The organism is Burkholderia metallica (genome assembly GCF_902832845.1).
Taxonomy (GTDB): domain Bacteria; phylum Pseudomonadota; class Gammaproteobacteria; order Burkholderiales; family Burkholderiaceae; genus Burkholderia; species Burkholderia metallica.
Genome location: NZ_CADFDB010000004.1, coordinates 521,781 through 535,950, shown reverse-complemented (window position 1 = coordinate 535,950; position 14,170 = coordinate 521,781). Strand labels below are relative to the sequence as shown.

Annotated in this window: 10 protein-coding genes; 6 read left to right on the top strand and 4 right to left on the bottom strand. The window is 69.3% G+C overall.

From position 1 onward, the window contains the following. Positions 1-61: 61 nt before the first annotated feature. Together HWX08_RS15300 and HWX08_RS15295 are read left to right on the top strand one after the other, a co-directional pair. Positions 62-820, top strand: a complete 759-nt coding sequence (locus tag HWX08_RS15300) for an SDR family oxidoreductase (protein WP_069257309.1) — start codon at positions 62-64, stop codon at positions 818-820. A 148-nt stretch (positions 821-968) separates the two neighbouring features. Continuing rightward, a complete protein-coding gene (locus tag HWX08_RS15295) occupies positions 969-2,273 on the top strand; it encodes an MFS transporter (RefSeq protein WP_069257310.1) in 1,305 nt (434 codons plus the stop codon). A gap of 260 nt (positions 2,274-2,533) precedes the next feature. Here the strand turns inward: HWX08_RS15295 and HWX08_RS15290 are convergent, their stop codons facing one another. The 3 genes from HWX08_RS15290 to hemC are packed head-to-tail and all read right to left on the bottom strand — an operon-like array spanning position 2,534 to position 6,698. Beyond that, positions 2,534-3,721 (bottom strand): heme biosynthesis protein HemY, encoded by a 1,188-nt coding sequence (locus HWX08_RS15290; protein ID WP_069257311.1) that lies wholly within the window; start codon positions 3,719-3,721, stop codon positions 2,534-2,536. A 2-nt stretch (positions 3,722-3,723) separates the two neighbouring features. After that, positions 3,724-5,694 (bottom strand): fused uroporphyrinogen-III synthase HemD/membrane protein HemX, encoded by a 1,971-nt coding sequence (hemDX, locus tag HWX08_RS15285; protein ID WP_174920555.1) that lies wholly within the window; start codon positions 5,692-5,694, stop codon positions 3,724-3,726. Beyond that, on the bottom strand, positions 5,694-6,698 hold the full coding sequence (gene hemC, locus HWX08_RS15280; protein WP_069257313.1) for a hydroxymethylbilane synthase: 1,005 nt from the start codon (positions 6,696-6,698) through the stop codon (positions 5,694-5,696). Before hemC ends, hemDX begins: the two co-directional genes overlap by 1 nt. A gap of 207 nt (positions 6,699-6,905) precedes the next feature. Between hemC and ppc the strand changes: the two genes are divergently transcribed. After that, positions 6,906-9,911 carry a phosphoenolpyruvate carboxylase gene (gene ppc / locus HWX08_RS15275; RefSeq protein ID WP_174920556.1) on the top strand — a complete coding sequence of 1,002 codons (3,006 nt, stop codon included), beginning with the start codon at positions 6,906-6,908 and terminating at the stop codon, positions 9,909-9,911. Positions 9,912-10,038: 127 nt separating this feature from the next. Here ppc and HWX08_RS15270 read toward each other — a convergent pair whose 3' ends face one another. Continuing rightward, positions 10,039-10,791, bottom strand: coding sequence for a class I SAM-dependent methyltransferase (locus HWX08_RS15270; RefSeq protein WP_174920557.1), 753 nt, complete (start codon positions 10,789-10,791; stop codon positions 10,039-10,041). 229 nt (positions 10,792-11,020) lie between these two features. Here HWX08_RS15270 and HWX08_RS15265 point away from each other — a divergent pair, with 229 nt between their 5' ends. The 3 genes from HWX08_RS15265 (at position 11,021) to HWX08_RS15255 (ending at position 14,137) form a co-directional block, all read left to right on the top strand. Further along, the gene (locus tag HWX08_RS15265; protein ID WP_069257316.1) at positions 11,021-11,830 is read left to right on the top strand and encodes a helix-turn-helix transcriptional regulator; all 810 of its coding nucleotides are present in this window, start codon (positions 11,021-11,023) and stop codon (positions 11,828-11,830) included. 119 nt (positions 11,831-11,949) lie between these two features. After that, the gene (gene argH, locus HWX08_RS15260; protein ID WP_174920558.1) at positions 11,950-13,359 is read left to right on the top strand and encodes an argininosuccinate lyase; all 1,410 of its coding nucleotides are present in this window, start codon (positions 11,950-11,952) and stop codon (positions 13,357-13,359) included. Positions 13,360-13,453: 94 nt separating this feature from the next. After that, positions 13,454-14,137 carry an HAD family hydrolase gene (locus tag HWX08_RS15255; protein ID WP_174920559.1) on the top strand — a complete coding sequence of 228 codons (684 nt, stop codon included), beginning with the start codon at positions 13,454-13,456 and terminating at the stop codon, positions 14,135-14,137. Positions 14,138-14,170 lie beyond the last annotated feature (33 nt).

Here is a 14,170-nt window from a genome sequence, read left to right as displayed (position 1 = left end):
CCCGGCCGTGTATGCCGAACCACGACGACATTCCTATCCAGTCCAGCACAGGAGACACACCATGCGGTTGAGCGGCAAGACGGCGATCGTCACGGGCGGCGGCTCGGGGTTCGGCGAAGGCATCGCGAAGACGTATGCGCGCGAAGGCGCGAACGTCGTCGTCAACGACCTGAACGGCGCGGCAGCCGAGCGGGTCGCGAGCGAGATCGCGCTCGCGGGCGGCAAGGCGATCGCGGTGGCCGGCGACGTGTCGAAAGAGCACGACTGGCATGCGCTGCTGCAGGCCGCGCTCGACGATTTCCACGCGGTGCAGATCGTCGTGAACAACGCGGGCACCACGCACCGCAACAAGCCGGTGCTCGACGTGACGGAGGCCGAATTCGACCGTGTGTACGCGGTCAACATGAAGAGCCTGTTCTGGTGCGTGCAGACCTTCGTGCCGTACTTCCGCGCGCAGGGCGGCGGCGTGTTCGTGAACGTCGCGTCGACGGCTGGCGTGCGCCCGCGCCCGGGCCTCGTCTGGTACAACAGCACGAAGGGCGCGATGATCACCGCGAGCAAGTCGCTCGCGGCCGAGCTCGGCGCCGACCGCATCCGCGTGAACTGCATCAACCCCGTGCTCGGCGAAACGGCGTTGATGACCGAATTCATGGGCTGCGAGGATACCCCCGAGAACCGCCGCCGCTTCCTGGCGACGATCCCGCTCGGCCGTTTCTCCACACCACAGGACATCGCGAACGCGGCGCTTTACCTCGCGTCCGACGAGGCCGAATTCATCACCGGCGTGTGTCTCGAAGTCGACGGCGGGCGCTGCATCTAGTCGCATCGGGCAGGCACGACCACCACGCATTGCTTCGCACGAAACCGGACCGGGGGGCCGCTGCCTCCGGTCCGGCCTACAACAAGGTCAGCGGCGCACGAGATCCAGGTAACCGCTAACGCGCCCACTTCGATCGACAGGAGACAACATGGCAACATCGACGCAGTCGCTGCCGGGCTCGTCCGGCGCATTCGAGGAAGCAACCTACCGCAAGGTGTCGTGGCGGCTCGTGCCGCTCCTGCTGCTGTGCTACGTGGTCGCGTATCTCGACCGCGTCAACGTCGGATTCGCGAAGCTGCAGATGGCGAGCGACCTGAACCTCAGCGACACCGTCTACGGGCTCGGCGCCGGGATCTTCTTCTTCGGCTATTTTCTCTTCGAAGTGCCGAGCAACATCATCCTGCACAAAGTCGGCGCGCGCGTGTGGATCGCGCGCATCATGGCCACCTGGGGCGTGATCTCGATCCTGACGATGTTCGTCACGACGCCCGCGATGTTCTACGTGATGCGCTTTCTGCTCGGCGTCGCCGAAGCGGGCTTCTTCCCCGGCGTGATCCTCTACCTCACCTACTGGTATCCCGCCCACCGGCGCGGCCGGATGACGACGTTCTTCATGACGGCCGTCGCGCTGTCCGGCGTGATCGGCGGGCCGATCTCGGGCTTCATCCTGAAGGCGTTCGACGGCGTGAGCGGCTGGCACGGCTGGCAATGGCTGTTCCTGCTCGAAGGCATCCCGTCGGTGCTGGTCGGGGTGGTCGTGTTCCTCAAGCTGGACGAGCGGATCGCGAAGGCGAACTGGCTGACCGACGACGAAAAGGCGCTGCTCTCGCGCAACGTCGAGGCCGAGGAAGCAACGAAGGAAGACCCGCCGCTCGGCGCCGTGATGGCGAGCCCGCGCGTGTGGCTGATGGCGCTGATCTACTTCTCGTTCGTGATGGGGCTCTACGGCGTCGGCTTCTGGCTGCCGACGATCATCAAGGCAACGGGCGTGACCGACACGTTCACGATCGGCCTGCTGTCGGCGATTCCGTATGCGGCCGCGGTGGTCGCGATGATCCTGATCGCACGCAGCGCGGACAAGCACCGCGAACGCCGCTGGCACGTCGCGATTCCGGCCGCGATCGGCGCGATCGGGCTCGTGCTGTCGGTGATCTGGGCGCACCAGACCGCGCTCGCGATGCTCGGCCTCACGCTCGCGACGATCGGCATCCTGACCACCCTGCCGCTGTTCTGGAGCCTGCCGACCGCGTTCCTCGGCGGCACCGCGGCCGCGGCCGGCATCGCGATGATCAACTCGATCGGCAACCTCGCCGGCTTCCTGAGCCCGTACATGATGGGCTGGCTCAAGCAAGCGACGGGCGCCAACGATTCGGGCATGTACATGCTCGCCGGGTTCCTCCTGCTCGGCGGGCTGCTCGCACTGTCGGTGCCGAAGCGGCTGGTCGACAAGTAAGGCGGGGCGCATAGCGCCCCCGTCGACGCCGACCGCGCGCGACGCCTTCGCGTGAATGCGCGCCGTGGATCGCGGGGTTCGGCCGCACGTCGAAGCGATTCCCGTGTTCGACGACGGCATGCCGCACAAGCTCGGCACGCAGCGCACCGTGCGGTGCGGCGGCTCGCAGCGAACAAAAAAATGCCCCGAAGGCCGATTGGCGTTCGGGGCAGCTTGCGCGGCGCCGCGGCGGACGCCGCTACCGGCGGCGTCGAACCGCGTCAGACCACCGTAATCGCGAGCGCGCTTTCGCGGTAATGCTTCGCAGCCTTGTCGGTTTCGCCGAGATGCTCGAACAGGCGCGCAAGCGCGCGATGCGCACGCACCTTCAGCGCGTCGTTGTCGGCCAGCTTCAGTGCCGATTCGAGGAACGACTGCGCCTTGCCCCACAGCTGCTGCTGCTGGCACAGGCGGCCGAGCGCGAACAGCAGGTCGGCATCCTCCGGGTGATCCTTCTTCCACCCTTCGGCCTTCTGGATCAGCGGCAGCGCATCGGCGCCGGCCGTATCCGGGTAACGGCGCAGCAGGCGCGCATCCCAGTTGTGCGCGAGCGCGTCCTCGACGATGCGGCGCGCTTCGTTGCGGCGCTCGAGCGGCACGAGCAGCTCGGCCGCGAGATCGGCGAGACGCGGCGACTGACGCTCGACCGGCGACAGCGACTGCCACACCTCGAGCAGCGCGTCCGGGTCGTGCCGGCGTTCGCGCAGCAGGTTTTCCGCCGCCTGCTGGCGCAGCCGCACGGCCGCCGCCGGATGCAGCGCCTCGCGCTTTTCGAGCGCCTTCGCGAGCTTCAGCACCTCGGCCCAGTTCTTCAGCTGCTGCTGCGCACGCAGCGCGACCTGCTGCGCATGGATGCGCTTGCCGCCCGCCTGCAGGTCGGCCAGCGCGGCGAGCGCGCCGTCGGCGTCGCGCGCGTCCGCGCGCATGTCGGCCGCGGCGAGCAGCCGTGCATCCTGCCATTCGGGCGCATCGACCTTCGACAGCCAGTCGTCGCGACGCGTGTACTCGTGCATCCGGTGCGCGGCGGTGGCCGCGACGAGGCTCGCCGCGCCCTGGTTCGCATCGACCGCCAGCGCTTCACGCGCAGCCTTCTCCGCACGCGAGAAGCGGCCCGCGTACAGGTTCGCGATCGCGTCGCGCAGCGACGCCTGCGCCTTCTCGTTGCGCGAACGCGCCCGGTACGCGGCGACCCGCTGCGGCATGCGCCAGATGTTGCGCACGATGCGCAGCAGCGCATACAGGACGATGAACAGCACGACGATGGCGATCACGAACAGGTTCAGCGACACGTCGACCCGGTACGGCGGATAGACGAGCAACACCTGCCCCGCGTCGAAGCGGCCGACGGTGGCGAGCGCAGCGGCGATCGCGAACAGGACCGCGAGCCAGATGATTCCTCGAAGCGTCATCGTTACCCCCGGCTCTTGAACTGCTGAACCGCGTTCAGGCTCGTGTTCAGGTTCGGCACCGCGACCGTCAGCGATGCACCGTCAACCTGCTTGAGCAGATCCTCGACGGTCTGCGTGTCCTTCGAAGCCTGGTCGAAATACTTGCCGAGCGACGCCTGCGCGGCGTGCAGGTCGGCCTTCATCGCGCCGTCGTTGCGCGCGAGCAGCGACAGGCGTGCGCTCAGCAGGCGCAGCTTCACGTTCTCGCGCACGAAGTAGCCCTGGTCGGGCGACGCGAGCATCGCATCCGCGTTGTCGATCCGGCGCACCTGCACGAGCCCCTTCAACTGCTGGCCGAGGCCGGCCGAGAAGTCGTGCCACCACACCTTCCAGCGCGGCTCGCCGCCCACGGCCGACGACGCGGCATCGGCCGGCGCGGCCTTCGGCGCCGCGTGCGGAACGATCGCCTCGCCGGACAGCGGCAGCGCGTCGATCTTGCCGATCGCGTCGTCGAGCTTGATCGCAAGCCCCGTGAGGTCGGCCGCCGGCGCGGCCTTCAGCTTCTCGATGTCCTGCGCGAGCGCCTTGCGCACCGTGACGGCCTGCGCGCTCTGCGACGTCGCGAGGCGTGCGTCCGCGTTCTGCAGCGCGATCAGCGCGAGCTGCGTGTTGCCGGTCAGTTGAAGCTGCTGGCTCGCGCTCGACAGCATCTGGTCGACTTCCTCGAGCATCCACGCATCGCGGTTGCGCGACAGGTCCTGGTATTGCTGCTGCAGCGCCTGCTGCGCGCTCTGCGCGTCGGCGAGCTTGCCGTCGAGCTGCGCGAGCTGCGTGTCGACCTGATGCGTGCTTGCGAGCGCCTGCTCGGTCTTCATGCGCGTTTCGGCCGTTTGCGCATCGAGCGCCTTCTGGCGCGCGACGAACGTGCCGTCGAGCCGGTCGATCTTGCGGTTCAGCGCATAGCCGCCGACGCCCGCCGCGCAGCCGAGCACGACGACGACGAACCACAGCACCGCGCTGCCGCCGCGGCGCGCGGGCGGTTCGGCGCCCATGTAGGCGGGACGGGACGGCGGCGCGGATGCAGCGGCCGGCTGGGAAGCGACGCTTTTGGAATCGTTGGTATCTGTCATGCGTTTAGTCACCGGTGCGGCTGTCGCCGGTTGGACGGCCTCGTCGGCCATCGTTCGAAACGCGCGGACGATGCGCTCATCGCCCGCGCCGGTCAGCGTAATCCTATCAAAACCCAATGCACGCGCGGTCTGCTCGATCCGCGGATGCGGTGTGACGAGCCGCGCGTGCTTCAACGCGTCGATCTCGATATCGTTCAGGTGGGTCCGCGCGAGCTCGTGCAGGTTGCGCACGCCCTCCGAGCTCGTGACGAGCCATGCGTGCGGCGCGCCGGCGAGCAGCGCATGGACGCGCTCCCATGCGCCGACGCGCGGCTCCGGCACGACGCGCCGGTACGCGGCCACGAGCGTGACCTCCGCGCCGGCTTCGCGCAGCCGCTCCGCGAGCCATTCACGGCCGCCGTCGCCGCGCACGATCAGCACGCGCTTGCCCGCGAGCGCCTGCGCGCCGCCGAACGCGGCCTCGATGCACGCGAGGAGGCTTTCCGAATCGTAATGGGGGACGCCGCCGTCGGCCGGCGCCTGCGGCGCGATCACGCGATGCGCGGGCGCCGCGATACCGTGACGCGCGAGCGCCGCGACGCTGCCGGGCCCGACCACGCCGACCGGCAGCGCATTCGGCCAGATCGCGCCGTACTGCGCGAGCGCGCGGTCGATCGCGTTCGGCGACACGAAAATCACCAGCGCGTAGTCGGCGAGCGCCGCGAACGCCGCATCGAGCGGCGCCGGATCGTCGACCGGCGCAATGTCGATCAGCGGGAATTCGAGCACGTCGCAGCCGGCCTGGGCCAGTTGCGACGCGAGTGCGCCGGACTGGCCGTCCGGGCGCGTCAGGACAGCGGTGAACGCGCGCGCGCCGCCCGCCATCAGGCGTCGCCCTTGCCGGCGGCCGACGAGCCGGCGAGCAGCGCGTGGACGATGTCGAGCGCGCCTTGCGCTTCGAGCTCGTCGGACACCGCGCGGCCGAGCGCGAGCGCATCGGCGACGGTCATGACGGCTGCGCACGCTTCGGCCGTCAGCACGCGCTTGCCGTCGGTCGTCGACACGCGGCCCGTCAGGTACAGTTCGCCCGCACGCCACACCGCATGCGCGGCGAGCGGCACCTCGCAGCTGCCGCCGAGCGCGCGCGACACCATCCGCTCGGCCTCGACCGCGAGCGCGGTCTGCGAATCGTGCAACGGCGCGAGCCACGCGGCGACGTCGCTGCGGTGCGATGCGACCTCGATGCCGAGCGCGCCCTGCCCCGCCGCAGGCGGGCTCGCCTCGACGTCGAGCAGCGCGCGGATGCGCGTTTCGAGGCCGAGGCGCTTCAGGCCGGCGGCCGCGAGGATGATCGCCGCGTAGTCGCCGCGATCGAGCTTCGACAGGCGCGTATCGAGGTTGCCGCGCAGCGGCAATACTTCCAGATGCGGATAGCGCGAGCGCAGCATCGCTTCACGGCGCAGGCTCGACGTGCCGACCACGGCGCCGGCCGGCAGCGCGTCGAGCGACGCGTAGTCGTTCGACACGAAGGCATCGCGCGGGTCCTCGCGCTCCATGATCGCGGCGAGCGAGAAGCCGTCGGGCAGCGCCATCGGCACGTCCTTCAGCGAATGCACGGCGAGATCGGCGCGGCCGTCGGCCAGCGCGGCCTCCAGTTCCTTCACGAACAGGCCCTTGCCGCCGACCTTCGACAGCGTGCGATCGAGAATCTGGTCGCCGCGCGTCGTCATCCCGAGGATTTTCACGTCACAAGCTGGATATAATTTGCGCAGCGCATCACGCACATGTTCGGCTTGCCACATCGCCAGGCGGCTCTCGCGCGAAGCAATCGTCAACGTCGCGGGCAGCCGTGCCTGTTGCGGCCCGGCCGCAGGGGTCTCGGAATTCATTGCTGGAACATCGAAGGACGGGATTGAAGATCGAACAATGGTAGCACGCACGCCCCTGCCCGCCCGGGCCCGGAGCCTGCGCCCGGCCTGCCGCCGAGCGGGTCGCGGCGCCGATGTGCGGATGTGCCGCACGTAGCTGGTTGCTTGACCGCAGTTTCGCAGTTTCCGCAGTTCCTTTTGACTCGAGCTTTCCCAAGGAAACCCATCGTGAAGTCTTCCGGATCGGCGCGTACGGCGCGCCGCAATGCTGCCCTGTCCTCCTCCGACGCCTCGACGGACACCGTCGCCACCGCCGCGAACGGCCGTGCGAAAACGGCAACGAAACCGAAAGACCCGATACGTCAGACAAAACGCGCGACGAAAACCGCCGGCCCGGCAGCCCGCACCGCGAAGCCCGGCACGCGCACGCGTGAAGACAAGGACGGCCCGCTGTTCGAGGACATCCGCTTCCTCGGCCGCCTGCTCGGCGACGTCGTGCGCGAGCAGGAAGGCGATACGGTATTCGACGTCGTCGAGACGATCCGCCAGACCGCGGTCAAGTTCCGCCGCGAAGACGACAACGAAGCCGCGCAGACGCTCGAGAAGAAGCTGCGCAAGCTGACGCCCGAACAGACGGTGAGCGTCGTGCGCGCGTTCAGCTATTTCTCGCATCTCGCGAACATCGCGGAAGACCGCCATCACAACCGCCGCCGCCGCATCCACGCGCTGGCCGGCTCCGCGTCGCAGCCCGGCACGGTCGCGTACGCGCTCGAACAGTTGAAGACGACCGGAAACGCGTCCAAGCGCCTGCTGCAACGCTTCTTCGACGATGCGCTGATCGTGCCGGTGCTGACCGCGCACCCGACCGAAGTGCAGCGCAAGAGCATTCTCGACGCGCAGCACGACATCGCGCGCCTGCTCGCCGAGCGCGACCAGGAGCTGACGAGCCGCGAGCGCCAGTACAACGAAGCGATGCTGCGCGCGCGCGTGACCGCGCTGTGGCAGACGCGCATGCTGCGCGACGCGCGCCTGACGGTCGGCGACGAGATCGAGAACGCGCTGTCGTACTACCGCGCGACGTTCCTCGACGAGCTGCCCGCGCTGTACGGCGACATCGAGGCCGCGCTTGCCGAGCACGGCCTGTCCGCACGCGTACCCGCGTTCTTCCAGATGGGCAGCTGGATCGGCGGCGACCGCGACGGCAACCCGAACGTGACCGCGACGACGCTCGACGAGGCGATCAACCGCCAGGCCGCGGTGATCCTCGAGCACTATCTGGAACAGGTGCACAAGCTCGGCGCCGAGCTGTCGGTGTCGAACCTGCTCGTCGGCGCGAGCGATGCCGTGAAGGCGCTCGCGGCAGCGTCCCCCGACCAGTCGCCGCACCGCGTCGACGAGCCGTATCGCCGCGCGCTGATCGGCATCTACACGCGGCTCGCCGCCAGCGCGCGCGTGCGTCTCGGCGAAGGCACGGTGCCGGTGCGCAGCGCGGGCCGCGGCGCGCCGCCCGTGCGCGCGGTCCCGTATGCGGATTCCGAAGCGTTCGTCGCCGATCTGAAAGTGCTGACCGCGTCGCTCGACGAGCACCACGGCACGTCGCTCGCCGCGCCGCGCCTCGCGCCGCTTGTGCGCGCGGCCGAAGTGTTCGGCTTCCATCTCGCGAGCATCGACCTGCGCCAGAGCTCCGACATCCACGAAGCGGTGGTCGCCGAGCTGTTCTCGCGCGCGGGTGTCGAAGCCGACTACGCGGCGCTCGCCGAGGAAGACAAGCTGCGCGTGCTGCTCGCCGCGCTCGCCGACCCGCGCCCGCTGCGCTCGCCGTACATCGAATACTCGGCGCTCGCGCAGAGCGAGCTCGGCGTGTTCGAGAAGGCACGTGAAGTGCGCGCGCAATTCGGCGCACGCGCGGTACGCAACTACATCATTTCGCATACGGAAACCGTCAGCGACCTCGTCGAAGTGCTGCTGCTGCAGAAGGAGACGGGCCTGCTCGAAGGCGCGCTCGGCGTGCCGGGCGGCGATGCGAAGAACAGCCTGATGGTGATCCCGCTGTTCGAGACGATTCCCGACCTGCGCGACGCCGCGCGCATCATGCGCGAATACTTCGCACTGCCGGGCATCGACGCGCTGATCGCGCACCAGGGCGCCGAGCAGGAAGTGATGCTCGGCTACTCGGACAGCAACAAGGACGGCGGCTTCCTCACGTCGAACTGGGAGCTGTATCGCGCGGAGCTCGCACTGGTCGACCTGTTCCGCGACCGCAAGATCACGCTGCGGCTGTTCCATGGCCGCGGCGGCACGGTCGGCCGCGGCGGCGGCCCGACCTACCAGGCGATCCTGTCGCAGCCGCCGGGCACCGTGAACGGCCAGATCCGCCTGACCGAACAGGGCGAGGTGATCGCGAGCAAGTTCGCGAACCCGGAAATCGGCCGCCGCAACCTCGAGACGGTCGTCGCCGCGACGCTCGAGGCGACGCTGCTGCCGCAGAACAACGCACCCGCGCAGCTGCCGGCGTTCGAGGCCGCGATGCAGACGCTGTCCGATTCGGCGATGGCCGCGTACCGCGCGCTCGTCTATGAAACCCCGGGCTTCACCGACTACTTCTTCTCGTCGACGCCGATCACCGAGATCGCCGAGCTGAACATCGGCAGCCGCCCCGCGTCGCGCAAGCTGCAGGACCCGAAGCAACGCAGGATCGAAGACCTGCGCGCGATTCCGTGGGGCTTCTCGTGGGGGCAGTGCCGGCTGCTGCTCACGGGCTGGTACGGCTTCGGCAGCGCGGTGAGTGCGTATCTCGACGGCGCGCAGGACGACGCCGAACGCACGAAGCGCGTCGCGCTGCTGAGGAAGATGAACAAGACCTGGCCGTTCTTCTCGAACCTGATGTCGAACATGGACATGGTGCTCGCGAAGACCGATCTCGCGGTCGCGTCGCGCTATGCGCAGCTCGTGTCCGACCGCAAGCTGCGCAAGCACGTGTTCGAGCGGATCGTCGCGGAATGGGAGCGCACGTCGCAGGCGCTCGCGGAAATCACCGGGCACGAAGGCCGCCTCGCGACCAACCCGCTGCTCGCGCGCTCGATCAAGAACCGCTTCCCGTATCTCGATCCGCTGAACCACCTGCAGGTCGAGCTGATCAAGCGCCACCGCGCGGGCGACACGAACGCGCGGCTGCGCCGCGGGATTCACCTGACGATCAACGGGATCGCGGCCGGCCTGCGCAACACGGGCTGATCCGCGGGCGGCGCGGTGCGATACCGCGTCCCGCCGCATCGTGAAAGCCGCGATACGCCACCGTTCCCATGGTGTGTATCGCGGCTTTTTTCATGCGCGGGCGACACCGTGCCCGCGCATTGCGCACTCAGTGCGCGTCGATCAGCAACGCGTCGTGTTCGAACGAACCGTCGGGCTGCACCGCGTAGTAGCCGCGCACCTCGTCGGGCGCATGCGCCCACAGCGCGCGAATGCCGGTCACGCTGTCGGCCGGCGTGCGGATGCGCGCGACCCACGTGTCGAAATCGATCGGCAGGCGCCAGCGGCTGTGCACGTGCGCGTCGAAACCGGCTGCGCGGAACATCGCGAGCCATTCGTCCGCGCGGTAGTCGCGCACGTGCGATGCGTCGCGCAGCACTTCGGCGGCCTGCAGGTAGGTATCGAGGAGCGGATGGTCGTTCCCGGCGATGTCGATCATCAGCACGCGGCCGCCCGGTTTCAGCACGCGGCGCACCTCGGCGAGCGCCGCGCGCATGTCGTGCCAGTGGTGCGCGCTCATCCGGCTCACGACCCAGTCGAAGGTCGCCGTGTCGAACGGCAGATGCTCGGCCGGGCCTTGCTGCGTACGGATGTTGGCGAGCCCGCGCTCGCGCGCGGCGGCGTCGACGGTCGCGAGCATCTGCCCGGCGAGATCGTAGGCGACCACGTCGCGCACGTGCGGCGCGACCGCGAAGCTCGCATGGCCGGCGCCGCAGCCGAGATCCAGCACCGCGGCATCGGGCGTCGCGCGCACCGCGTCGGCGAGCGTCTGCAGATCGGCGCCCGTCGCGTGGACCGTGCTCGTCAGATAGGCGGCGGCCGTCGTGCCGAATGCGTCGGCGACCTGGTCGTGGTGTTTCATCGTTCGCTCCTTTCGTGGCTGCAGCGGGCCGAAGTGGGCCGGTGTGGGCACCTCGGCGCGCGTTCCGGCCCGCTGCAACGCGTTTTGTGGGACGCCCGCTGCCCCTGCCAGCGCGCGAGACGCTACAATAGGCCCGCACCTGTACCAGTACAAGTTAAGCAGTTATTCTGGTATTCGATACACCTGTCTGACCGTTGCCGCGTCCCCGCTTCCCTTTCGCCGTTTCCGCATGAACCAGCCGTCCTCCGCCCCCGTCCCGCCGCTCGACGCCACGCCCGCCCGGGCGCTCGGCGACTTCATCCGCGCCCACCGCGAGCGGCTGTCGCCGCAGGCCGTCGGCCTGCCGCCCGGCCCGCGCCGCCGCACGCCGGGGCTGCGGCGCGAGGAAGTCGCGCAACTGTGCGGCGTCAGCCCGACCTGGTACACGTGGATCGAACAGGGCCGCCCCGTGTCGGCATCCGCCGACGCGCTCGCGCGGATCGCCGTCGCGCTGCAACTGTCGAAGGCCGAGCGCGCGTACCTGTTCGAGCTGGCCGCGCAGCGCGACCCGGCCGAACCCGACGTCGCGGGCGGCGACCTACCGCCGACGCTCGCCGCGACCGTCGCGGCCATCGCGACGCCGGCCTACGTGCTCGACCGGCAATGGAACGCGCTCGCATGGAACGCACCGGCCGCCGCACTCTTTTCCGGCTGGCTCGACGGCGAGCACGACCGCAACCTGCTGCGCTTCACGTTCATGTCGCCAGCCGCGCGCACGCTGATCGTCGACTGGGAAACCCGCGCGCGGCGGCTCGCGGCCGAATTTCGCGCCGATTCGATCCGCCACCTGGGCGATGCGCCCACGCGTGCGCTGATCGACGCGCTGAGCGCCGGCAGCGACGCGTTCGCGCAGTACTGGGCGTCGCAGGACGTGTTCGAGCGCGAAGGCGGCCTGCGCGAATTCGACCATCCGGCCGACGGCCGCCTCGTGTACCAGCAGATCACGCTGAAGCCCGCGCACCGCGAAGACCTGAAGCTGGTCGTGCTCGTACGCGACTGAGCGGGCCGGCGGGCCGCCGCGAACGGCCGCGCGCCGCGGCGGGCAGGCCCGCGAATGTTAGAATCGCGGGATTCCCTCGGCGGCGCACGCCGCCCAACATCCCCCTTCGAAGAATCGCCATGACGTCCCAACTGCACAAAAAGGGCGAGGCCTGGTCGGCCCGCTTCTCGGAACCGATGTCGGAGCTGGTCAAGCGCTACACGTCGTCGGTGTTTTTCGACAAGCGTCTCGCGCTCGTCGACATCGCCGGCTCGCTCGCGCACGCGAACATGCTCGCTGCGCAGAAGATCATCAGCGCCGACGACCTGGCCGCGATCGAACGCGGGATGGCGCAGATCAAGGGTGAAATCGAGCGCGGCGAATTCGAATGGCAGCTCGACCTCGAAGACGTCCACCTGAACATCGAGGCGCGCCTGACCGCGCTGATCGGCGACGCCGGCAAGCGCCTGCACACGGGCCGCTCGCGCAACGACCAGGTCGCGACCGACATCCGCCTGTGGCTGCGCGGCGAGATCGACCGCATCGGCGGTCTGCTGAACGACCTGCGCGGCGCACTACTCGACCTCGCGGAGCAGAACGCCGACACGATCATGCCGGGCTTCACGCACCTGCAGGTCGCGCAACCCGTCACGTTCGGCCACCACCTGCTCGCGTACGTCGAGATGTTCTCGCGCGACGCCGAGCGCATGCGCGACTGCCGCACCCGCGTGAACCGCCTGCCGCTCGGCGCGGCCGCGCTCGCGGGCACGAGCTACCCGATCGACCGTCACGCGGTCGCGAAGACGCTCGGCTTCGACGGCATCTGCGCGAACTCGCTCGATGCGGTGTCGGATCGCGACTTCGCGATCGAATTCACCGCGGCGTCCGCGCTCGTGATGACGCACGTGTCGCGCTTCTCCGAAGAACTCGTGCTGTGGATGAGCCCGCGCGTCGGCTTCATCGACATCGCCGACCGCTTCTGCACCGGCAGCTCGATCATGCCGCAGAAGAAGAACCCCGACGTGCCCGAGCTCGCGCGCGGCAAGACGGGCCGCGTGAACGGCCACCTGATGGCGTTGCTGACGCTGATGAAGGGCCAGCCGCTCGCGTACAACAAGGACAACCAGGAAGACAAGGAACCGCTGTTCGACACGGTCGACACCGTCGCCGACACGCTGCGGATCTTCGCCGAGATGGTTGCCGGCATCACCGTGAAGCCGGTCGCGATGCGCGCGGCCGCACTGCAGGGCTTCTCGACCGCCACCGACCTCGCCGACTACCTGGTGAAGCGCGGGCTGCCGTTCCGCGATGCGCACGAAGCCGTCGCGCACGCCGTGAAGATCTGCGACGACCGCGGCATCGATCTGGCCGACCTGACGCTCGACGAAATGAAGCAGGAGCTGCCGAACGTCGCGCACCTGATCGGCGAAGACGTGTTCGGCTACCTGACGCTCGAGGGTTCGGTCGCAAGCCGCAACCATCCGGGCGGCACCGCGCCCGACCAGGTGCGTGCGGCCGTCAACGCGGCCCGCGCCGCGCTCGGCCAGTAAGCCCGCTGTCCCGGACGGACGCCTTCGGCGTCCGTTTTTCATTCGGGCGGCCATCGTGCCGCCCGTCGCCTGCCCCGCTTCCCGCATGCCGCCGATGACCTTTTCCGCCGCGCTCTTCGACATGGACGGCCTGCTCGTCGATTCCGAGCGGACCATCATGAACACGTGGATCGACGTGTCGAACGCGCACGGCATCACGCTGACCGTCGCCGACTACCTGCAGATCGTCGGGCGCTCGTTCGCCGAAGGCCAGGTCATCCTGGCGCGGCTGATCGGCCACCCCGACACGTTCGACGCGGTGCGCACCCGCGTGCGCGAGCAACTCGCGTCGCCCGAACCGCATCCGAAGTTTCCGCTGAAGCCCGGCGCGTTCGCGCTGCTCGACGCGCTCGCGCAGGCCGGGATTCCGTGCGCGGTCGCCTCGTCGTCCGCGTGCGACGTGATTCGCGCACGGCTCGACGCGGTCGGCGTGCTGCCGTTCTTCCGCGCGATCGCGGGCGGCGACGAAGTCGCGCGCGGCAAGCCCGATCCGGCCGTCTACCGGCTCGCGGCCGAACGCCTCGGCGTGCCGGCCCGCGCATGCGTCGCGTTCGAAGATAGCGACTTCGGCGCGCTGTCGGCCGCGGGGGCCGGCGCATCGGTCGTCACCGTGCCCGACCTGAAGGCGCCGACGCCCGAAATCGTCGCGCTGAGCCTGCACGTGCTCGCGTCGCTCGACGATGCGGTTGCGCTCGTGCCGTCGTGGTTCGGCCGCCTCGATACGCAGCAGCCCGCGTAAGCGCGTCGCGCCGCTCCCGAATGCAAACGGGCA